This is a genomic window from Cytobacillus sp. FSL R5-0377 (genome assembly GCF_038004385.1).
Classification (GTDB): Bacteria; Bacillota; Bacilli; order Bacillales; family Cytobacillaceae; genus Cytobacillus.
In genome coordinates this window covers 2,246,411-2,269,014 of the sequence record NZ_JBBORA010000001.1, presented here as the reverse complement: position 1 = coordinate 2,269,014, position 22,604 = coordinate 2,246,411, and the positions used below count along the sequence as shown (strand labels likewise).

Here is a 22,604-nt window from a genome sequence, read left to right as displayed (position 1 = left end):
CATTATTATATGTAATTGAGTCTAATAAGTCAATTTAGGGTAGGTGCACAAGTGAAAGGTTTAGTGAATTTTGTCCTGCAGAATAAACTTGCAGTCTGGCTGTTAACAATTATTATCACGGTATCTGGCATTTATTCAGGTACACGGATGAATATGGAGACCATTCCGGATGTCTCAATCCCTTACTTAATGGTAATGGATGTATACCCGGGTGCGACTCCTGAAAAAGTGATGGAAGATGTGTCCATCCCAATTGAAAAGGCCGTAGAAGGGCTTGAAAATGTAAAATCGGTTTACTCAAATTCATATTCTAACATGTCAAATATCCAAGTGGAATATGACTATGGTATTGATATGGACGAAGCCAAACGGGCTCTCCAATCAGCACTCGATGCAGTGGAGCTGCCGGAAGGAGCACAGGAACCTTCCATTACTGCCATCAGCATGAATATGATGCCGGTTGCGGCACTGAGTGTAAGCAGTAAATCAGAGGATATTGTTGAGTTAACCTCGACTGTAGAAGATATCATACTCCCAAAAATTGAAAAAATTGATGGAGTAGCATCAGCGACCATTACTGGTCAGCATGTGGAAGAAGTGCAGCTCACCTACAACGAAGAAAAATTGGCAGAGCTTGAGCTGACGGAAGATAAAGTAAAGGAAATGATCCAGGCAAGCAACATGGCCGTTTCATTGGGGCTTTACGAATTTGAGGAAGGTGAACAGGCTGTTGCAGTAGACGGCAAGTTCATGACTGAGGATGAATTAAAGAACATGCTCATTCCGGTAACGCCTTCCGCACAAAACCAGTCACCTTTTGTTAAGCTGAGTGACATTGCTGAAATTGACACTGTCGGAAGAGTACAATCGGTTTCCCGTACAAACGGAAATAATGCCATTGCGATTCAAATTGTTAAAGAACAGCAGGCAAACACGGTTGAAGTAGTCAACGATGTAAAGGATTTAATCAAGGAAGAACAAGAAAAGATCGAAGGCCTTGTCATAGATGTTTCTCTTGACCAGGGTGAGCCAATTGAAGAATCTGTATCAACGATGATTGAAAAGGCAGTGTTCGGCGGACTGATCGCTGTCTTAATTATTTTGCTGTTCCTGCGTGATTTCAAATCTACAATCATCTCAATTGTATCCATTCCAGTTTCCATTTTCATGGCTTTGCTGCTGCTGAACTGGATGAATATTACCTTGAATATTATGACGCTTGGAGCCATTACGGTTGCCATCGGCCGTGTAATTGATGACTCTATCGTTGTAGTCGAAAATATTTACCGCCGTTTGCATTTAAAAGAAGAAAAACTGACAGGGCGGGCACTTATCCGTGAAGCAACGATTGAAATGTTCAAGCCAATTCTTTCCTCGACATTAGTAACGGTTGCTGTATTTGCCCCGCTCATCTTTGTAGGGGGCATGGTCGGCGAGCTGTTTATGCCATTTGCTTTGACGATGACGTTCGCGCTTGGTGCTTCACTCCTTGTGGCAATTACAATCGTTCCAGCGCTGTCTCACTTCTTGTTCAAAAAGAAACTGTACAGTGAAAAAACGGAAGGCGGCCATAAAGAAGCTGGAAGGCTGTCAAAATGGTATAAAGGCATTCTTGAGAAATCCCTTAATCATAAGATTATTACTTCCATCATTGCGGTAGTATTGCTGGCGGGAAGCATAGCACTGACACCAATGATCGGATTCAGCTTCATGGGCAGTGAAGAAGAGAAAGTGATGTATCTGACATACACGCCTGAAGCTGGAGAGCTTAAAGATGAAACATTAAAGAATGTTGAAGCAGTAGAAGAAGAGATGCTAAAGCGTAAAGATATTGACATCGTTCAAATATCTGTAACCGAAGAAGCGGATCAGATGGCTGCCATGATGGGCGGTGGAGCAGGCGGTGCCTTAATGTACCTGATCTTTGACCCGGAAATGGATAATTTCCCTGAAGTCCGTGAAGAAATAGAAGACTATGTGTTTAATATCGGACAATCAGGTGAATGGAAGAGCCAGAACTTCTCTTCTATGTCCGGCTCAACCAATGAAGTCAGCTACACATTCTACAGTGAAGATTTAGATAAACTGAATGAATCAGTCAAAATGGTAGAAGATGAAATGAAGGAAATTAAGGAATTGGAGGATGTTTCTTCAAGTGCAGAAGATGCATTTGTTGAATATACCTTCAATGTGGAGCAGGATGAACTGCTTCAATACGGTCTGACAGCCGGACAAATTGTCATGATGCTGAATCCGTCAAACACCAAGGATATCCTGACAACAATTGAAAAAGACGGGGAGACGCTTGAAGTCATTGTCCAGCAGGAGCAGGCCGAACAGCCGAAATCCATTGATGATATCCTGGCAACACAGGTGCCGACAGCCATGGGTACAACGATGCCTCTTTCCGAGCTTGTCACAGTGAAAGAAGGTACAACGCATAATACGCTTGCCCGCAGTAAAGGCGAGTACTTCGCGACCGTGTCAGCTACAGTGAAAAGCGATGACATCTCAAAAGCTACTTCTAAAACAGATGAAGCGATTGATGGTTTAGATTTGCCTAAGGGAGTAACAGTTGGAGTTGCCGGCGTTCAGGCAGATATGACTGAGACATTCACACAGCTTGGTGCTGCAATGCTTGCGGCTATCGCGATTGTGTACTTCATTTTGGTGGTTACATTCCGTGAAGGAGTGGCGCCATTTGCGATTCTCTTCTCCCTTCCATTTGCCGTGATAGGCTCATTCGTTGGCTTATTAATGGCTGGAGAAACCATATCTGTATCAGTTATGATGGGATTATTAATGCTGATTGGTATCGTCGTAACCAATGCCATCGTTCTGGTGGACCGGATCATCCATATGGAGCGTGACGGTCTGGTCATGAGGGAAGCGGTACTCGAAGCGGGAGCAACAAGACTTCGCCCTATTCTTATGACAGCCATTGCGACAATTGGAGCATTAATTCCATTGGCCATTGGCTCCGGCGGCGGAGGACTTATCTCCAAAGGGCTTGCGATTACCGTTATTGGCGGTCTTACAAGTTCGACGCTATTGACCCTGATCATTGTGCCAATCGTGTACGAAGTATTATCTAAAATGTTTAAGAAAAACCGCAGAGAAATCGAAGAAAACTAAAAGGAAGCCCTGCAGGACAGTTGAATGCCTGCAGGGCTTTTCTGCTTTTTCAACTAAATTCCTCTGCTAAATTCCCTTTTTTCTTTTATAAGATCCACTCTTGCAAATAATAGGGCATACATAACAGCAAAAATAAGATAGGCCAGGCCAACGATCAGGCTAAGGGTCCTTGGAGGAAAGATCTCCAGCAGGAATCCTGCCGTACCCATGGAGACTGCCAGGGAAAGGTTTGAGATCATCTGCATTAGACCGAAAAATGTTCCCTGCCTGGATCGGGGTAAGAACTTCATCATAACAGTATCCAGGCAGATATTGCCGATTCCGCCCGCAAAGGTGATCAGTACGACAGTGAAAAGAGCTGAGTAAAAGCTGGGCGCAACGCTAAGTAAAACATGACCGGTGCCTTCTATGGCGATAAAGATGAACGCAAGTGCCAGAAGGCGGCGCTTTATCATATGAGAGAAAAAGGAGCTTAGAATAAGGCCAATCCCCAATGCGCCATACATAAACCCAACACCCAGCTCACCCATATCAAATACTTCCAGTCCATATATACTGACTAGAATATTGTCTATGCCATTGGCGAGCGGCATTGTCAGCATCATAATAAAAAAGGCAATCAGTGCCGAAGAGCCAAGAATTAGCTTCCATGGTGATACGGCAGCCGGTGTACCCGTTTTTCTCCTATTATCCTCGGAAACTGGCGGGAAAACCATCCTCGAGATTAGATACGCTGATAACAGGAAGGTAAGACCGTTAATCATAAAAGCAGCATGGTTCCCCAGATAGTAGGAGAGCAGTCCGCCGGTGCTTGATCCCAAAATGAGAACTGCCCCAACCATAACCTGCTCAATCGCATTTACATATATAAGCCGATCGGATTTTATAAGGGCAGGTATTGCAGATATCCTGGCTGGTGAATAGATGGCTTCGCCCATAGATATCAGGAACGCACTTGTAAAAACAATCCATAGGTCCCCTGGTTCCCTTACGTAAAGAAGGCAGAGGACCGCCGGCACCCTCAGCAAGTCCACTGTCACCAGAATAGCTTTTTTGGAAAAACGGTCTGCGAGCATGCCTCCTATTGGAGCAATGAAGAAAAATGGTGCCATGCGGACAGCGAATAAAATTCCGATTGCCACACCGGAACCTGTTACTTGGTAGAGCAGTGCAAGCAGCGCCACTTGAGTAAATCGATTGCCAATTCCATTAATGACACCAGCCCAGAAGAGCTTTTGATAATTTTTCTCCCTTTTCCATACAGTCCAATTAGTCATGTTAACGTACCTCAGTGTAATATGATTTGATAATTATCTAATTAGATAACAAAAAATAATTAGATGTCCATCTAATTAGATTATATTCAAATTAGTTTGATTGCACAATCATAAATTTTTGTGGTGATGAAACTTTATTCAATGCAGAATCGTAATGATGAATAAGGAGGCGGGTGTGATGAAACTGCTATTCGAGGTCGTTTTTCTTTTATTTATGATCTATTTCAGCTATCACTACATAGTACTTATAACCAAAATGAAGAAAGCTGCCCTTTTTCCTTCAGTAAAAGATGATCTGAAAGCCGTCAGGAAATTCCCCCAAAAAAAATCGGATAGCCCTGTGATCTCCAAGAACAAACTCGGGCTTACTATGTATGCTGTCATGCTGGTATTTCTAAGCGCGATGTTTATATTCGGTAAATATTTTATGGAATTCAGCTGGACCTATCTCTATCTAATGTTTATCCCTTTAATGAACGCCAAAGATCTCCTGAATGTATTTGCGGTATATGATGATGGCTTTATAAGCGGAAGCAGGTTTGTTCCATGGAAAAAACTAAAATCCTTCCATTTTAAAAAGATAGATTTAAATCACAAATACTATGGCTATTCTCAGGAAGTAAATGAAGGCTATGAACTTATCCTTAAAACAAAAATGGCCAGCCACAGCCTGGCTGTAACAGAAGAGGAAATGAAAGAAAGGCTTGTTCATATCTTCGAAGAGCGGATGAAAACAGGCTAGAGAAGTTTTAAAATGCCCTTTTGTTGGTATTTATAAAGTAAACCATCACGAAAGGATCAGGAAAAATGAAAGAAATTACAGTAACGGTTGACTATGAAGGGTTAAAATATCAAACAAATATCATTACAAATAAAGAAGCCTGCGAGGATGAAATACGCAAGCAGGCGGAAGATCAGATCAGAAGACAGTTGAATAATTAAGAGTAAAAATGAACCCCCTTAATCAGCGAGATAAGGGGGTTTAATATGGGATCAGCGGAGCTTTTGATTTAGTTTCTGCTGAAGCATTTCAATTTTATTTGGCAGGACAAATAAGTACTCTATTAAACTCTCCAGGAGCTCCATCAGCAGAGCGGCCATTTCCTGATCAATATCCTTTTCAAGATCGAGCATCTCGTAAAAGGGACTGCCAGGCTGCGCCAGCTGGCTTAATGACTGAAGGGGCTTTGCTAAATCAACATGGTTTGGCAGCTGTTCAAACTGCTTTGACAGGTTTTGCCCTTTGACCTCTTCACCGAGGAAGTTTTTTAATATGCTCTCAAGGACCCGCTTTGACATCACAGCTGTTGCCACCGTATCTCTGGAATAGCTGACATTTAGAGCTGACTTGTAGGCACGTGTCAGATCTCCAGGCACTTCCTTTATTTTCTCCAGCTGAGTCAGGAGCTCCTTCGCAGAGTTAGGATCATAGATATAGAGGATTGTCTCATCGCTGGACTGGCCGGCCTCATTAAGAATCATGATAAAGACGGATTCTTTCTTACAGGCAGAACAATTTCCATGGGAAAGAATGCTTGATTTGCTGGTATGATTATAATTTGCTTTAATCGTAAAATGGCCCGGTTTGCTGCATTTTGGGCACTCGCACTGGACACTTGATGGCAGCTTCCGATAGCCAAATTGACTATGAGAAATAACTTGCGCCGGCAACACTCTTCTCACTATCATTTCCCCCCGATAGATTACTATTTTTCCATTCCATTACAATTAAGTATAACTTTGAAAAACAGGAGGAAAAAGATGAAAAATATGGAACTTTTCCGATTTTTATAATAACCAAAAAAAAGCTGCTCCCACATGGGGAAGCAGCTCTTTTTCCATTATCCTTTATAAGGGTTATTGCGGTTATCCCTATTGTTAAAATCATATGCATCTCGATAGCGGGTATCGACATCATCGTTATAGGCTGAAACAGTCCGGTCATCTGTTTCCAATTCTTCAGGATTTCCGCTCAGCGGACGGTTTAGATCCAGATTTTCATCTGTCCAGACACCGCTGCTGTTTCTGGTGTTATCCTTAAATGCATTCGTTCCGCGGTCAATTTCCCCAGGGTTTAAAGGATCAGCATTTGTATAAGTGGTGCGGTCACCATCCAAAACGGAACGGTCCGCATTTGTATAACCGTCAGTAAAGTCTGCAGACTTCGTTTCAGGATCGACTAACACAAGGATTTTTCCTGATTTGACATCTGCTTCATAGCGATGTGCTTCCTCTTCTGGAATGCCCATTCCAATAAGAGCTCCGGCAATGCCGCCTGCGCCTGCACCAACAGCAGCTCCTGTTAATGTCGCAGCAATTGGTCCAGCTGCCACAATTGGCCCGATTCCGGGGATCGCCAATGCGCCAACACCGGCCAGAAGACCTGTTAATCCTCCCAAAACACCGCCAGTTGCCGCTCCGGCAGCTAATCCTTCTTCTGTTTTTGTGCCTGTTTCTTCTGTAACGGCCTCCACATCGTCTTTATTTTTGCTGATTACAGAAATATCTTCAGGCCGGTATCCTTCCGCTCTTAATTTTTCAACCGCTTGAATAGCTTCGTGTTCTGTATCATATGCACCTACTATATGCTTGTTTGTTGCCATGTTCATCATCCTCCTTAACAATTTTTGTTTATCTATTCGTGTACATACCTTTTTCCTCACGGACATAAACCGCGTGGATAAAATTACTAGTAAATCTCCCTTGACTGCTAAGCGGCTTGACCTCTAACTGGATAATCGGTAGTTTAAAACTAGACAAGACATAAGGAAGGCGGATTCTCTTTGAAAAAACTTTATTATGAAGACCCATATATCAAAACATTTGAAACAGAACTTGTATATCAGGCAGCAGACGAAAAGGAAAGAGTATATGCCGTCCTGAAAGAAACGGCCTTTTATCCGACTGGCGGAGGACAGCCTCATGATGAGGGGGCACTCAATAACATAAAAGTGGTAGATGTCGAAGAAGTGGAAGGGGAAATCCGGCATTATTTAGAAGGAGAATTGGACACCTCCACAACAGAAGTGTCAGGAGAAATCGATTGGAAACGGCGGTTTGATCATATGCAGCAGCATGCCGGCCAGCATATTTTATCAGCTGCATTTGAAGAGCTTTACGGATATAAAACAGTCAGCTTTCATTTAGGCAGAGAAACATTAACCATTGATTTGGAGATCAGTGAACTGCCCGCTGAGCATGCAGAGGAAGCGGAAAGGCTGGCTAATGCCATCATTCTTGAGAACCGTCCAATTGAATCGAAGTGGGTGAGTGCAGAGGAAGCCTCCAAATTTCCTCTCCGCAAGAAGCTGTCTGTCAGTGAAGATATTCGGCTTGTGATCATTCCGGAGTTTGATTATAACGGATGCGGCGGAACACATCCGACTTCAACCGGCCAGGTATCCGGTGTGAAAATATTGGACTGGGAGCGCCAAAAAAAGAAAATTCGCGTACAGTTTGTCTGCGGCAGCAGGATACTAGCGCAGCTTCAGACCAAATATGAAATCACCCGAAATCTTAGCCAGCTCCTAAATGCACCAGAGAAGGAGCTGCCTTCGGCGGCGAGCCGTTTGATTGAAAATGGGAAGGACCTGGAGAAGCAGCTGGAAGAAGCAAAGGAGACCCTTTTGGCTTTTGAGGCAAAAGAATTGTACACAGCAGAAGAAGGAGAGTATGTCAGCCAAGTCTTTAAGGGGCGTACCATTCAGGAGCTGCAGAAACTGGCGCGCTTAATCGCTTCACAATCGGAAAATGCCGATGTAATCCTAATTAATGAGACTGCAGATAAACTTCAATTTGTCTGTGCCAAGGGAGCAGATTCGGAATCTGATATGAAGAGCCTTTCAGCAGAACTTTTGCAGAAAATTAACGGCAAAGGCGGCGGGAATCCTCAATTTGCACAGGGTGGCGGAGAAAAGCTCATGAGCGGGGAGGACCTGCTGCAGTATGCATTGAGACTTGCAGGCCAAAAGGGATATAAAGGATAGGTTTAATTGATAAAATATTTAGAAAAGTATTGAAAAGTGATTGTAATAAAGCCTCTGTTGTATTACAATTTTGGTACGGGCCATGCATTATAATGAATGTTTATGATAACCTCATAAACGCCTCATATAATATCCGGGTCTGCAGGAGGCAAGTTCATGTACAGACAAAATACCGTCTACATCATCGGAGACAGCAAAACATCATTGAACAATCCGATTATGCAAAAATACAACGGCTTCTTTATCGGTCTTGTGATCGACAGGGAAACAGATGAAATTGTAGATGCTGAATGTTCATCTACTATCAACTTAACTTCATTATTTATTAAATCTCTATTTGTCGGCAAATCCATACTCGAAGCAGACAAGGTAATGGAAGAAATTGAAGGCCGCTATTTCGGCTCCTCACAAAAGGCCCTAATGGTTGCCTTTAAAAATGCCCATATAAAATATACACAAATTTTGAATAAGTAAAGCTGCTTTTTCTGTTTTCCGCAGATGAAATCCAGCTATCAGAGAATATCTCCGATAGCTGGATTTTTTTGTATTTAGCTTTTATGAAAATTCAATTTACAGAAAATGTGAAAATAACTTACAATATAGAAAACTATAATAATATAATTTTTTGGGGGATTCGAAATGAAGCTTTATTTATCGGTTGATATGGAGGGAATTACGGGTCTGGCGGATCATACTCATGTCGGCTCATCGAAGCACAATTATGAACGCAGCAGGATAATTATGACGGACGAAGCAAACCATGTGGTGACAGCTGCCTTTGAAGAAGGCTGCAGTGAGGTGATTGTCAATGACAGCCACTCAAAAATGAACAATCTGCTGATCGAAAGAATGCACCCTGAGACTCAGCTGATTACTGGTGATGTTAAGCCATATTCAATGGTTCAGGGCCTGGATTCAAGCTTTAGCGGAGCCATGTTTGTTGGATATCATGCACGTGCTTCCATGAGAGGTGTAATGTCCCACTCTATGATTTTTGGTGTAAGGCATATGTATATTAATGATCATGCTATCGGAGAAATGGGCTTCAATGCCTATGTGGCTGGCTATCATGGCGTTCCTGTCCTAATGGTGGCCGGAGATGACCAGGCGGCATTGGAAGCAGAGAAATTAATCCCGAATGTGACAACAGCCGTTGTCAAAGAGACGATATCCCGTTCAGCGGTGAAATCGCTTACTCCGGCGAAGGCCGGCCAGCTTTTAAGAGAAAAGGCGGCAGAAGCGCTTAGCAAAAGGGAGCTTGTCAAACCGCTCGTGCCCCCGGAAAACCCTGTGTTGAAAATTGAATTTGCCAATTATGGCCAGGCTGAGTGGGCTGCTTTAATGCCTGGTGCAGAGATAGAAGTAAATACAACCATCGTCCGCTATCAGGCTAAAGATATTCTTGAAGCATACCAGGCTATGCTCGTGATGACTGAGCTGGCTATGAGAACTACATTCTGTTAGGAAGTGTTAATGAATGACTGGATACATAATAAAACGCCTCATCGCAATGGTCGTCACACTTTGGTTCATTATCACTCTGACTTTTTTCTTAATGCATTCCGTACCCGGATCGCCTTTTAATGAAGAAAGAAACACCAGTGAAGCGGTCCAGCGGAACCTGGAGAAATTCTATCATTTGGATGAACCTTTGTATGTCCAATATGGGATGTACTTGAAATCGGTTGTGACGTTTGACTTCGGGCCATCTATTAAAAAATCCTCCCAGACGGTTAATGAAATGCTCGGAAGGGGCTTTCCGGTGTCGTTTGAACTGGGAATCGTTACATTGACCGTGGCGGTTTTCTCAGGAATTGCCCTCGGAATCATAGCAGCTCTCCGGCACAATGGCTTTATTGATTATTTAGCGATGACCATTGCAGTTCTGGGAATATCCGTTCCAAACTTTGTCCTTGCCACACTATTGATTCAGCAGCTTGCTGTCAACCTGGCAATCCTTCCTGTGGCTACCTGGTCTAGCCCGAAGCATATGATTCTGCCGACTCTTGCGCTTGCGACCGGTCCAATGGCGATCATCGCCCGGCTGACAAGATCAAGCATGCTGGAAGTCCTGACACAGGATTACATCAAAACAGCCAAAGCTAAAGGTCTGTCACCGGTGAAAATTGTTTTTAAACACGCACTCAGAAATGCTCTTCTGCCTGTCGTAACTGTAATGGGATCGCTGGCAGCGAGCATTTTGACAGGCACTTTTGTTATTGAAAAAATATTTGCTATTCCCGGAATGGGAAAGTATTTCGTTGAAAGCATCAATACACGTGATTATCCCGTCATAATGGGAACCACCGTTTTTTACAGCTCGATACTGATTATCATGCTGTTTTTGGTGGACATTGCCTACGGGGTTCTGGACCCAAGAATTAAGCTTCATAAAAAGGAGGCGAGCTAATGGAACTGCGCAAACAGCATGATAACCGCAACCTTGCACCCGATATTCCGGATGATTGGTTTGTGCCAAAGGCCAAAGACGAGAATGAAGCGGAAGCAGTTGTAAGGCCAAGCCTCTCTTATTGGCAGGATGCGTGGCGCCGGCTTTTGAAAAACAAGCTGGCGATGGCAGGACTATTCTTTCTTATTGCTTTAGCCTTTATGGCTATATTTGGCCCGATGATTTCTCCGCATAGTGTATCCCAGCAGTCATTGACCAATCAGAATCTTCCGCCATCTTCAAAATACTGGTTCGGAACAGATGAGTTAGGCCGGGATGTTTTTGCAAGAACATGGTATGGAGCCAGGATCTCCTTATTCGTTGGAATCGTGGCAGCCATGATTGATTTTGCAATCGGGGTCATTTACGGCGGTATTGCCGGCTATAAAGGCGGCAGAACAGATAATGCCATGATGAGGGTAGTTGAGATACTTTATGGACTTCCATATTTGCTGGTTGTTATTTTAATCAGCGTCGTAATGGGGCCGGGTTTGTTCACCATTATATTCGCCCTTTCCGTAACAGGCTGGATTGGGATGGCCCGGATTGTCCGCGGACAGGTTCTGCAGATCAAAAACTATGAATTTGTATTGGCATCAAAGACGTTCGGAACAAAAACATCGAGGATTATAAAGAAAAACCTGCTGCCGAACACAATGGGACCTATCATTGTACAGATGACTTTAACAGTGCCATCGGCCATCTTTGCAGAGGCGTTCCTGAGTTTTCTGGGATTAGGCATTCAGCCGCCTTTTGCCAGCTGGGGCTCCATGGCAAGTGATGGGCTGTCTACCATTCTGTCAGGTCACTGGTGGCGCCTGTTCTTCCCTGCCTTTTTCATCTCCTTGACCATGTTTTCATTTAATGTGCTTGGAGACGGATTGCAGGATGCCCTCGATCCGAAGTTAAGGAGGTAGCAGCATGGAGAAAGTACTTGAAGTAAAAGACCTGCAAGTCACATTTACCACTTATGGCGGGGAAGTCCAGGCTGTAAGGGGTGTATCATTTGATCTCTACAAGGGAGAAACCCTTGCTATTGTGGGTGAATCAGGCTGCGGGAAAAGTGTGACCTCCCAGAGCATCATGCGGCTGATTCCATCACCTCCCGGGAGAATAGCAGATGGCGCTGTCCTCTTTAAAGGGAAGGACCTGACAAAGCTAAAAGAATCAGAAATGCGGGATATCCGCGGTGCTGACATTTCGATGATCTTTCAGGATCCCATGACAGCTTTAAACCCTACGATTACCATCGGGGAGCAAATTATAGAAGGAATTATGCAGCATGAAACCATATCAAGGCAGGATGCCCGCAAAAAGGCCCTAGAGATGCTGAATTTAGTTGGAATTCCAAATCCATCCGAAAGATTGAAGCATTATCCGCACCAATTCAGTGGAGGGATGAGGCAGCGAATTGTAATTGCCATGGCACTTGTCTGTGAGCCGGAAGTGCTGATTGCCGATGAGCCCACCACTGCACTAGATGTGACGATTCAAGCGCAAATATTAGATTTGTTTAAAGATATCCAGAAGAAAACCGGAGTATCCATCATTATCATCACCCATGACCTGGGGGTTGTCGCTCAAGTAGCCGACCGCATTGCTGTCATGTATGCAGGGAAAATCGTGGAGGCCGGAGAACGAAGGGAAATTTTCTATAATCCTCAGCATCCCTATACAAAGGGTCTGCTGAAATCCGTTCCCCGCCTTGACCTGGATGGATCCGATCTTATTCCCATCGGCGGATCGCCGCCGGATCTGTTCGCTCCCCCGGCTGGGTGCCCATTTGCTGCCCGCTGCGGATACGCAATGGAGGTATGTGACCGTGTTTATCCCTACAAAACACATCTAAGCCGTGATCATCATGTTGATTGCTGGCTCCAGGATGAACGGGCACAGAAAATGCTTGCGAGTGTAAAATAGGTTTTTCCTTTCGCAGTGCCGGACCCGGTACAGTGAAAGTTATGACTCTATCAGCTGTCAGACAGGCATCTGGTAGATAAAGAAATATATCTTAAGAGGGGGAAAAAGAATGAGAAAGTTTTTATCGCTGCTGCTTGCAGGTGTATTGCTATTTGTCATGGCAGCCTGTACGGCAAATGAAAATGCCGGCAAAGAAACAGACAGCAAGAATGATGGCAAGAAAGAAGAAGAAAGTGCTGAAAAAGTCCTTTATTTGAACAATGGCCAGGAGCCGACTTCGTTTGACCCTCCAATCGGCTTTGACTCTGTTTCATGGACTGCACTGAACAACTTGATGGAAGGCTTGACCCGTCTTGGAAAAGATCATGAACCAGAAGCCGCAATTGCTGAAAAATGGGATGTTTCAGAAGACGGAAAGACTTATACCTTTCATATCCGTGAAGACGCAAAATGGTCTAATGGCGACCCTGTAACTGCAGGTGACTTTGAATTTGCATGGAAACGCCTTTTAAATCCAGATACAGGATCTTCAGCCGCTTTTCTCGGCTATTTCATTGAAGGCGGAGAAGCTTATAATAATGGGGAAGGATCAGCTGATGATGTAAAAGTAAAAGCTGTTGATGACAAAACCTTTGAAGTTACTCTTGTTAGTGCGCAGGCTTACTTCTTAAGTGTAATTACCAACCCTGCGTTCTTCCCAATTAACGAAAAAGTTGCAACAGAAAATCCGAAGTGGTTTGCTGAAGCGGAATCTTTTGTGGGCAACGGTCCTTTCAACCTGACAGAATGGGAACATGACAGCCACTTTGTTATGGAGAAAAATGATCAGTACTGGGATGCTGAGACTGTAAAACTGGAAAAAATTCATTGGGCCATCATTGATGATACAAATACAGAATATCAAATGTACCAGTCTGGAGAACTGGATGTATCCGATGTGCCTTCTGAGCTGAGTGAGCAGCTGCTGGGAGAAGCAAAAGTTGAAGACCAGGCTGGAGATTATTTCTATCGATTTAATGTAAACATGGAGCCTTTCCAGAATCAAAACATTCGTAAAGCATTTGCGATGGCAGTGGATCAGCAGCAAATTGTTGATTTCGTTACAAAGAATGGTGAAAAGCCGGCATACGGATTTGTTTCTTATGGTTTTGCTGACCCTTCAGGAAAAGATTTCCGTGAAGCTTCAGGAGATCTTGTAAAAACAAATGTGGAAGAAGCGAAGGCATTGCTTGAAAAAGGTATGAAGGAAGAAGGATATGATAAGCTTCCGGAAGTTACCTTAACTTATAGCACGGATGATACACACAAAAAAATTGCTGAAGCACTTCAGCAAATGTTCAAAGAAAATCTTGGTGTGGAAGTAAAGCTTGCCAACATGGAGTGGAATGTATTCTCTGAAGAACAAAAAGCGCTTAAATTCCAATTATCACGCAGTTCATTCCTTGCTGACTATGCAGACCCTATCAACTTCCTTGAAAACTTCCAGACAGGTCATTCCATGAACCGCACTGGCTGGAGCAATGAAAAGTTCGATCAGCTGATCAAAGATGCGAAAAATGAGGCAGACGAAGCAAAGCGTTTCGAACTGATGTATGAAGCAGAAAAAATCTTATTTGAAGAAATGCCGATTATCCCTATCCATTTCTACAACCAGGTTTATCTCTATAATGATGCTGTTTCAGGAATTGTCCGCCATCCGGTTGGATACATGGAGCTTAAATGGGCAGATAAGAAGTAATACTTCTTCGGCTTGATGTGAAAGTGACAGGAAAAGGGATGTTCGTGTGAACATCCCTTTTTTAAAGTAAAAGTCTGCTTGCGCGTTTCGAGATTATTTCCCGAAAAATAATACATTTTCCCGAATCTTAGCTTATATCCTCGACAATTATTTCATTTCCCAAACAATGCTTTTGCTGCAGGAGCATATAATGCTAATAAAACTTAAAGGATGTGACAGCATGGCAATCAAACCTCAGCGCCTGAAAAAAGGTGATGCAATTGGAATTATAGCACCGGCAAGCCCACCCAATCAGGAGAACCTGAAACGATCACTGTCTTTTTTGGATGAACTTGGTGTAAAGGTAAAGATGGGCGAGCATGTAAAAGATCAATATGGTTACCTGGCCGGGAAGGATGAAGACCGTCTGGCGGATTTACATAGCATGTTTGCGGATAAAGAAGTCAGAGCCATCATTTGTGCTGGCGGCGGTTATGGAACCGGAAGAATTGCGTCTCAGATTGACTACAATCTGATTAAAGAAAACCCGAAAATTTTCTGGGGATACAGTGATATAACATTCCTGCACACCGCCATTCGCCAGCAGACAGGATTGGTTACCTTCCATGGGCCAATGCTCGCCTCTGATATTGGCAAAGAAGGTGCGGATCCGCTATCCCGGCAATATTTCAGGCAGCTATTTGAGCCGGTAACCCTTGACTATCCTGCAGGAATATCAGAACTGGAGACAATGGTGGACGGGAGGGCCACGGGGATCTTAACGGGCGGAAACCTGTCACTTTTGGCCAGTACAATCGGAACACCATTTGAAATTGATACGAAAGATAAACTTGTGCTTATTGAAGACATCAACGAAGAGCCCCGTGCAGTCGACCGCATGCTAAACCAGCTGCATATGGCCGGAAAGCTCGCGGATGCGGCCGGCTTTATCATAGGGGACTTTAATAATTGCGTTCCGGAAAGAGAACTTTCCCTGGAATTGGATGAAGTGCTGGATACGTATATCAAAAGGGTGAAAAAGTCTGCTGTAAAAGGCTTTCATATCGGCCATTGCTCTCCGCATATTTCTGTGCCATTAGGCGTAAGGGCAGAATTGGATGCAGCCGGTAAAAAGCTGACAATCGAAAGCGGAGTTAAGTAAAAGGGTGGTATAGATGAAAATAAACACAATTGAAACATTCAGAGCTGCGGTACCACTGAAAAAACCATTTAAAACGGCTTTAAGAACAGTTGAGACAGCTGAAACGATTGTTGTGAAAGTAACATGCGATAACGGAATAGCGGGGTGGGGAGAAGCACCTCCCACTGTGGTGATCACTGGAGACAGCCTATCAAGCATAGAGTCAGCCATTCGTCATGTATTAAAGCCTATGCTGGTCAATAAGAGTCTTCTAAACTATGAGGAAATTTTCCAGGGGATTCAATCCGCTTTAATAGGAAATTCAAGTGCAAAGGCAGCAGTGGATATGGCATTGTACGATTGTCTTGCACAGCAATGCAAACTGCCCCTCTACCAATTCCTGGGCGGCCATAAAAATGAGGTAGAGACCGATTATACGGTAAGCGTCAATGGTCCTGAGGAAATGGGTGAAGATGCGGTTTCCTATGTGCAGCAAGGCTTCGATGTCCTTAAGGTAAAGGTCGGCAAGGATGATATTTTAACAGATATAGAGAGAATACGGGAAATCCGCACCCGGGTAGGATCAAAGATAAAAATCCGCCTGGATGCCAATCAGGGATGGAAGCCAAAGGATGCTATTTACGCCATCCGGAAAATGGAAGCACTGGACTTGAATATTGAGCTTGTGGAACAGCCGGTAAAGGCATGGGATATAGAGGGGCTTAAGCAGGTTACAGATGCAGTTGATACACCGATTATGGCAGATGAAAGTGTCTTTTCCCCGAAGCAGGCATTTGAAGTCATTAAAACCCGAAGTGCTGATTTGATTAATATCAAGCTGATGAAATCAGGGGGCATTTATCAGGCGCAGATTATTAATCAGCTCGCTGAAGTTTGCGGGATGGAATGCATGGTTGGCAGCATGATTGAAACCAAAATTGGTATTACGGCTGCAGCCCACTTTGCCGCCAGCAAAAAGAATATAACCCGCTTTGATTTTGACGCCCCATTGATGATGGCAAAAGAAATTGTAGAAGGCGGAATCCGTTATTCAGGCCGCAAAATTACCCTGCCATCTGAACCGGGTCTTGGCATCAGAAATGTATCCTTAGCAGTGAACCAGCAGGAATTGACATCCTGACAATTATAAAGAGGAGGAATTCGTTTTGGGAAATCAGAAAAAGTGGCTTGTCTCTGTTCCTGCTGCAACCCTGTGGACAGCAAGCGATTCTCCGAGAGAAATAGACCTTGAGGCCATCACGAATCCAGTTAACCTGGATTCGTGGCTTGAAAAACTCACCTATGAACCCCGCCTGGAGCTTTGCAACGGGAATCTGGTACAGTCACAAGTTTTATACGGAGAAGAAGTAATTGTGCTGGAGGAGAAGGAAGGGTGGGTACATGTTGCTGTCCCTAGCCAGCCTTCATCAAAGGATGAAAGAGGATACCCCGGCTGGATCCCGAAAGTCCAGCTGGCTCAGAATGAAGACTGGAAGTTTAAAAGTGGAAACGCCGCTGTCATCCAAAATAAAAAAGCAGCACTCTATTCTATTGAGAGAGAGCCAAAACTAGTTCTAAGCTATCAAACTATCCTTCCGGTTTTAAAAGAAGATAACGAATGGATCCAGGTGCAGACTCCTGAAGGAGAAGGTTATTTAAAATCTGCTGACGTGAAGGTCTTTGAATCAATCGAGGCTATACCCATAGGCAGCGGTCAAGATATCATCACTGCGGGGGAACAATTCTTGGGTCTGCCTTATTTATGGGGCGGCATGAGCAGCTTTGGATATGACTGTTCAGGGTTCAGCTATTCAATGTGCAAAGCAAATGGAGTGATCATTCCCCGTGATGCCCATGATCAGGCGGAAGCGGGAAAACCGGTCGAACTTGATTCCATTGAACCCGGGGACTTATTGTTTTTTGCTTATGAAGAAGGGAAGGGCAAACTCCATCATGTAGGCATCTATTATGGTGATGGAAAGCTGCTTCATTCTCCTAATACCGGTAAAAATATCGAGATAATAGACTTAAAGGATACTATTTATGAAAAGGAACTATGTGCAGCTAGACGCTACTGGCAAGAGACGGGGGAATAAACATGGCAAATGAAGCACTTCTGCAGGTCAACAATCTAAAAAAGCATTTTTCAATGGGGAAAGGACAAACTCTGAAGGCAGTTGATGATGTCTCCTTTCATATTAAAAAAGGAGAAACATTCGGGATTGTAGGTGAATCCGGCTGCGGAAAATCAACAGCAGGACGTACGATTATTGGCTTATATAACCGTACAGAAGGCGAAGTCCTTTATGACGGAAAAAATGTTCATACCATGACAGAAAAAGAGAGGTTTGCTTTTCACAAAAAAATGCAGATGATCTTTCAGGATCCCTATGCATCATTAAATCCGCGTTCTACCGTCCAGGAAATAATTTCTGAGCCCATGGAGGTCCATGGATTATATCCAAATAAGAAAGAGCGGCTGGAGCGGGTCTATCAGCTCCTGGAAGATGTAGGCCTTAACCGCGATCATGCCAACCGCTATCCGCATGAATTCAGCGGCGGACAGAGGCAAAGGATAGGAATTGCCCGCGCTTTAGCACTTGATCCGGAATTCATTATTGCAGACGAGCCAATCTCAGCGCTGGATGTATCGGTACAAGCCCAGGTGGTGAACCTGCTTAAGGGCCTCCAAAAGAAAAAAGGCCTGACCTACTTATTTATCGCCCATGATCTCTCGATGGTTAAGCATATCAGCGACAGAATTGGGGTTATGTATTTGGGGAATTTAGTGGAACTGACCACAAGCGAAAACTTATATAAAAATCCGCTTCACCCTTATACACAGGCCCTGCTGTCTGCTATTCCCATTCCTGACCCTGATGTCGAGGATCACCGGGAAAGAATCATTTTGGAAGGGGAACTCCCAAGTCCGATGAATCCGCCTAGCGGCTGCGTATTCCGCACACGCTGCCCTTATGCGATGGAGGCATGTGCTTCCATGAAGCCTGAGTGGCAGGAGATTGAGAAGGATCACTTTGTGGCCTGCCATTTATATAATGAAAAAGTAACGGGCGACCATAACCGGCCTCAAGTGGCGGCAGCGAAATAAAATGGACTTTCATACTCTCAAAGCGGGAACTCTTAAATTGGCCAGCAGCTGTGAAGGCCGCGTTGCCTTATATATTCATACAGAGGATGGCTTCATTGAAAAAGATGCTGATGCTGTATTCTCTTCAGCAAGCTTAATAAAGGTGCCGATTTTACTCGCGGGACTTTTACAGGCAGAGAAAGGGCTGCTGCAGCTTGAGGATGAAGTGGAGGTTACTGCTTCTGCCCGGGTCGGCGGATCAGGTGTATTGCAGGCAATGGCGCGGGATTTGAAGATCAAGGTGACAGACTTATTGACACTTATGATTATCGTGTCTGATAATACCGCGACTAATCTTATCATTGAGCTGCTGGGTATGGAGAAAACCAATCAGTTAATCAAATCTTTAGGATTTAATAACACATCATTAAACAGAAAGATGATGGATTTTGCAGCACTGAAAAAAGGAACGGATAACACCACGACTGCAAGGGATATGGCATATGGCATAAAGGCTTTGGCAGAGCAAAAGCTTCTATCAGGGAAGTATACTGAAAAAGCACTGTATATATTGGAAAACCAGCAGTTTAAAAATAAACTGGCCAATACGATAGAAACGGAAAAAATCAAAGTTGCCAGCAAAACAGGCGAACTGCCCGGAATAGAGCATGATTGCGCCATATTTACCCATAAAGGCAAAACAGTCTATGCTGCAGTACTTGTGGACAGGCTCGAAAATCAGTCAGCGGGCAAAAAAGTACTGTCCGCAATCGGAAACCGTATTAGTCAATATATTACACATAAATAAGGAACCGCTCACTGGGAACGGTTCTTTATTTGTGCAAACCAGCGATTTATTTATGGTGAAAAGGGCATTTCCCTTCAATTGGCTTAATGTCATCACCGATGAAGTATTGTTTCCACTCGCGGTGTTCAGGATCGCCATAGTGGCTGATATTTGGATGGGTAGGAAGGCCATCCCATTTTTCAACGCGTTCTCTTACTTTTTCCCTGGACATGACGCCGCCTTTAGAGGTACCCTCAAGTCCTTCAAAAATGCGGCGAGGCTGAAATCCGAGCACAAGACTATTGCCCAGATCCCTCGTTTTACGCTGCTTGTAGGCAGGCGCATTGCCAAACACAAAGAAGGGCTCCTCCGCAAAAGAAAACGCCCATAAATGATGGTCCGGATCGGTCGGGTAATCCTTCGGCCAAGGCTTTGTATCAACCTTATGCAAATACTGAAGGATATTCCAGAAATTCTCTCTGTAATGCTCAAGCGGCTTTTCATCTTTTTCCGGCTCCACAAAAACAAACAGCCCATGACGAATAAGCTTTGGTGCATCAAAAAGCTCAATGAAAGATTCAAGAGCTTCCGGCAGATTAGACCAGTCCTCCTGTGTAATATAGGCATATCTCAACTCACCGCGCATTTCGGCAGTCAATCCAAAATAGCATGGGAAGGTTGTATCTGTAACCGTATCATGAAACGTCTTATATTCTTGAATAACCCACTCAGGCACAATATCGGGGTTCGTCATATCTTCTTTTGTTAATAGAAACTTACTGGCAGTTTTCATTTTTTCACCTCAGGTTAATGGACTTATGAAATATGTACCCCTTAAAAAGTCCTTTGAAACAAGCTGAGTGAATAGGGAATGAAAAAGACAGCCGAAATGGCTGCCTTACGATTTTCGGTATCTATACTGATTAAGCTGAAAGCGGATAAAACAGCCGATGCAAAAGCCCAGAATAGCAATAAATGCTGCTAGACCAACCATAGCTGTAAAAACATACCCTGCAGCTGTCCAGTCCAAGAGAAAGCTGATCAGCCCAAGCGCCAGGCAGGCAACGGCAATCACCTGGTTAAACTGCTGCTGCTCCCAGTCCTCGGGTATGTACTCCGAAGGACTTTTTCTAAGAAAATACCTTGCTGCACGCATTATCGGATTGAAGCCGAACAATAGGCCCATTATACCTGCAAGCAAGGGAATAGCGAGAATCCAGGCTTCTCCGGTAAACCACGAAGCTAAAACACTTAAAACGATTGACCATTGATTGGTTCTGACGAGCGGACGGGGAATCGAAACTGGTGTGTCTGCCATTTTTTCCGACCTTTCTCATTGGTTTTATTGGTAATTATAGTTTACTGAAGTTTTTGGATTTTGGGAACAGAAAAAGCTTGGAAAAGACTAGTGGTGAATGGGAATGGTTCCACTTTTGGCAGAGGGGAGCGTTGGATTAGGAGCCTGCTTCACCTTAGGACACAGAATGCAGAAAGAGGAGTGTTCGAGATGGAACCTGCTCCACCTACAGACACAAGGAGAAAAGAGCCAGTTAGAGTCCGAACCCAGGCCAACTTCGGAAACAAAAAGGAGAAAAGAGCCAGTCAGAGTCCGAACCCAGGCCACCTTCCGACATAAAAAGGGAAAAGAGCCAGTTAGAGTCAAAACCCAGGCCAACTTCGGACACAAAAAGGAGAAAAGAGCCAGTTAGAGTCAGAAGCTGCCCCAACTTCGGACACAAAAAGGAGAAAAGAGCCAGTCAGAGTCCGAACCCAGGCCAACTTCTGACACAAAAAGGAGAAAGGAGTCAGCCAGAGTCAGAACCTGCTCCACCTTCCGACACAAAAAGGAGAGAAGAGCCAGTCAGAGTCCGAACCCAGGCCAACTTCTGACACAAAAAGGAGAAAGGAGTCAGCCAGTGTCAGAAGCTGCTCCACCTTCCGACACAAAAAGGAGAAAAGAGCCAGTCAGAGTCAGAAGCTGCCCCAACTTGGACACAAAAAGGAGAAAAGAGCCAGTCAGAGTCAGAACCCAGGCCACCTTCCGACATAAAAAGGGAAAAGAGCCAGTTGGTGTCAGAACCCAGCTGCACCATCCATAAACACCCGCAAACCACCAGCTGTAAAGTAAAAAGGCCTTGGAATAAGCTCCAAAGCCTCTCTTTACGCAAGCAAGTTGCCAAACCCCAGCGAATCCAGCCATAAAAATCCTACGTACTATAACGATTCTTCGCTGACTTTTTAAATGAAAACTGCGGTATGCTGATTCCGATCAGGATCAGCACAATCCCAAAAGTCTGTGCTTCTGATATTCTCTCGCCAAGAATCAGCATGGCGGCTGCAACAGCGGCCGGAAGTTCAGCAGAGCCTACAATCGTGGCAAGCCCTGAATCTAAGTGGGGTGAACCAATTGCAAAGAATACAATTGGGAAGATGGCGCCAAACAATGCCATCAGCAGCCCGAATTTCCATAGGCCTCCAAGCTGGATGCCGCCGCTTATAATGACTGGGCCTGAAACAGCAGCAACTAGTAGAAGTCCGCCAAATGTGATGAAGATGCTTCTCTGAATGGTTGGGATTCCTTTGCCGGCCTTGCCGCTTGCAAAAATGAACACTGCAAATGTGACCGCAGATAATAAACCATAAATCAGGCCATCTGCTTGAATAGTATAGGATCCGGAATTAATCAGGTTGCTTGCAAATACGGTTCCAATAATAAGCATGATTGAAGAAATGATTTTGGCTTTGCCGGGCATCTTTCTTTCATATAGTGCTTCAAAAAGAATTCCAATCCAGGTGAACTGAAATAAAAGAACAACAGCGATGGATGCCGGGTTCCTGTCAAGACTCATGCCATACAGAATGCCTGTTAAGCTTAGGGAGGCACCGGTCAATAACAAAGCTGCCGCTTGTTTAAAAGTGATCTTCGTTCTTTTGATAAATGGGAAAGAAAGCAATAACAAAAGGAGCCCAATTAAATATTGGCTTCCGGTTAATTCAGGAACAGAGTGGCCGGCCTGAAGACCGAGTTTGACAATGGAGGCCAGAATGCCATAACTGCATGCGCCCAGAAAAATAAATAAGGAATATTTTAAGTTTGCCATTAT

The 22,604-nt window shown here is 44.2% G+C and carries 21 protein-coding genes; 15 read left to right on the top strand and 6 right to left on the bottom strand.

All coding sequences use genetic code 11. The annotated features are described in order from the left end of the window. The first annotated feature begins 51 nt into the window (after positions 1 to 51). Positions 52 to 3,135, top strand: a complete 3,084-nt coding sequence (locus NSQ49_RS11635) for an efflux RND transporter permease subunit (protein ID WP_251284286.1) — start codon at positions 52 to 54, stop codon at positions 3,133 to 3,135. A gap of 53 nt (positions 3,136 to 3,188) precedes the next feature. Here NSQ49_RS11635 and NSQ49_RS11630 read toward each other — a convergent pair whose 3' ends face one another. Further along, positions 3,189 to 4,412, bottom strand: coding sequence for an MFS transporter (locus NSQ49_RS11630; protein ID WP_251284287.1), 1,224 nt, complete (start codon positions 4,410 to 4,412; stop codon positions 3,189 to 3,191). Positions 4,413 to 4,590: 178 nt separating this feature from the next. Between NSQ49_RS11630 and NSQ49_RS11625 the strand changes: the two genes are divergently transcribed. Together NSQ49_RS11625 and NSQ49_RS11620 are read left to right on the top strand one after the other, a co-directional pair. Then, positions 4,591 to 5,154, top strand: coding sequence for a hypothetical protein (locus NSQ49_RS11625; protein WP_251284288.1), 564 nt, complete (start codon positions 4,591 to 4,593; stop codon positions 5,152 to 5,154). A gap of 65 nt (positions 5,155 to 5,219) precedes the next feature. Then, positions 5,220 to 5,354 (top strand): BA3454 family stress response protein, encoded by a 135-nt coding sequence (locus NSQ49_RS11620; RefSeq protein ID WP_159871406.1) that lies wholly within the window; start codon positions 5,220 to 5,222, stop codon positions 5,352 to 5,354. Between the two features lie 51 nt (positions 5,355 to 5,405). On the opposite strand, the gene NSQ49_RS11615 is transcribed toward NSQ49_RS11620, so the two are convergent. Together NSQ49_RS11615 and NSQ49_RS11610 are read right to left on the bottom strand one after the other, a co-directional pair. Next, positions 5,406 to 6,101: a hypothetical protein gene (locus NSQ49_RS11615; RefSeq protein WP_251284289.1), complete on the bottom strand. Its 696-nt coding sequence runs from the start codon at positions 6,099 to 6,101 to the stop codon at positions 5,406 to 5,408. A gap of 152 nt (positions 6,102 to 6,253) precedes the next feature. Next, positions 6,254 to 7,015, bottom strand: a complete 762-nt coding sequence (locus NSQ49_RS11610; RefSeq protein WP_159871753.1) for a general stress protein — start codon at positions 7,013 to 7,015, stop codon at positions 6,254 to 6,256. Between the two features lie 180 nt (positions 7,016 to 7,195). Between NSQ49_RS11610 and NSQ49_RS11605 the strand changes: the two genes are divergently transcribed. From NSQ49_RS11605 to NSQ49_RS11550, 12 genes are all read left to right on the top strand, one after another. Then, positions 7,196 to 8,398 carry an alanyl-tRNA editing protein gene (locus NSQ49_RS11605; RefSeq protein WP_251284290.1) on the top strand — a complete coding sequence of 401 codons (1,203 nt, stop codon included), beginning with the start codon at positions 7,196 to 7,198 and terminating at the stop codon, positions 8,396 to 8,398. 156 nt (positions 8,399 to 8,554) lie between these two features. Further along, the gene (locus tag NSQ49_RS11600; protein ID WP_159871747.1) at positions 8,555 to 8,872 is read left to right on the top strand and encodes a DUF3870 domain-containing protein; all 318 of its coding nucleotides are present in this window, start codon (positions 8,555 to 8,557) and stop codon (positions 8,870 to 8,872) included. Positions 8,873 to 9,037: 165 nt separating this feature from the next. Then, complete coding sequence (locus NSQ49_RS11595) at positions 9,038 to 9,862, top strand: M55 family metallopeptidase (RefSeq protein WP_251284291.1); 825 nt, start codon at positions 9,038 to 9,040, stop codon at positions 9,860 to 9,862. A gap of 13 nt (positions 9,863 to 9,875) precedes the next feature. Beyond that, the gene (locus tag NSQ49_RS11590; RefSeq protein WP_159871741.1) at positions 9,876 to 10,808 is read left to right on the top strand and encodes an ABC transporter permease; all 933 of its coding nucleotides are present in this window, start codon (positions 9,876 to 9,878) and stop codon (positions 10,806 to 10,808) included. After that, entirely contained in the window at positions 10,808 to 11,764 is a 957-nt protein-coding gene (locus NSQ49_RS11585) for an ABC transporter permease (RefSeq protein ID WP_159871738.1), read from the top strand. Before NSQ49_RS11590 ends, NSQ49_RS11585 begins: the two co-directional genes overlap by 1 nt. Before the next feature lie 4 nt (positions 11,765 to 11,768). Then, a complete protein-coding gene (locus tag NSQ49_RS11580) occupies positions 11,769 to 12,767 on the top strand; it encodes an ABC transporter ATP-binding protein (RefSeq protein WP_251284292.1) in 999 nt (332 codons plus the stop codon). Positions 12,768 to 12,876: 109 nt separating this feature from the next. Then, positions 12,877 to 14,505, top strand: coding sequence for a peptide ABC transporter substrate-binding protein (locus NSQ49_RS11575; protein WP_159871732.1), 1,629 nt, complete (start codon positions 12,877 to 12,879; stop codon positions 14,503 to 14,505). Between the two features lie 220 nt (positions 14,506 to 14,725). After that, a complete protein-coding gene (locus NSQ49_RS11570; RefSeq protein WP_251284293.1) occupies positions 14,726 to 15,646 on the top strand; it encodes a S66 peptidase family protein in 921 nt (306 codons plus the stop codon). A gap of 13 nt (positions 15,647 to 15,659) precedes the next feature. Next, complete coding sequence (locus NSQ49_RS11565) at positions 15,660 to 16,766, top strand: dipeptide epimerase (RefSeq protein WP_251284294.1); 1,107 nt, start codon at positions 15,660 to 15,662, stop codon at positions 16,764 to 16,766. A gap of 25 nt (positions 16,767 to 16,791) precedes the next feature. Next, positions 16,792 to 17,721, top strand: a complete 930-nt coding sequence (locus NSQ49_RS11560) for a C40 family peptidase (protein ID WP_159871723.1) — start codon at positions 16,792 to 16,794, stop codon at positions 17,719 to 17,721. Positions 17,722 to 17,723: 2 nt separating this feature from the next. Continuing rightward, positions 17,724 to 18,734: an ABC transporter ATP-binding protein gene (locus NSQ49_RS11555; RefSeq protein ID WP_251284295.1), complete on the top strand. Its 1,011-nt coding sequence runs from the start codon at positions 17,724 to 17,726 to the stop codon at positions 18,732 to 18,734. A 1-nt stretch (position 18,735) separates the two neighbouring features. Next, positions 18,736 to 19,521, top strand: coding sequence for a serine hydrolase (locus tag NSQ49_RS11550; RefSeq protein WP_251284296.1), 786 nt, complete (start codon positions 18,736 to 18,738; stop codon positions 19,519 to 19,521). Between the two features lie 46 nt (positions 19,522 to 19,567). On the opposite strand, the gene NSQ49_RS11545 is transcribed toward NSQ49_RS11550, so the two are convergent. From NSQ49_RS11545 to NSQ49_RS11535, 3 genes are all read right to left on the bottom strand, one after another. Then, positions 19,568 to 20,293, bottom strand: coding sequence for a YqcI/YcgG family protein (locus NSQ49_RS11545; protein WP_251284297.1), 726 nt, complete (start codon positions 20,291 to 20,293; stop codon positions 19,568 to 19,570). 105 nt (positions 20,294 to 20,398) lie between these two features. Next, positions 20,399 to 20,818 carry a DUF4395 domain-containing protein gene (locus NSQ49_RS11540; protein WP_159871710.1) on the bottom strand — a complete coding sequence of 140 codons (420 nt, stop codon included), beginning with the start codon at positions 20,816 to 20,818 and terminating at the stop codon, positions 20,399 to 20,401. Positions 20,819 to 21,707: 889 nt separating this feature from the next. After that, positions 21,708 to 22,601: an EamA family transporter gene (locus NSQ49_RS11535; protein WP_159870855.1), complete on the bottom strand. Its 894-nt coding sequence runs from the start codon at positions 22,599 to 22,601 to the stop codon at positions 21,708 to 21,710. Positions 22,602 to 22,604: the final 3 nt, after the last annotated feature.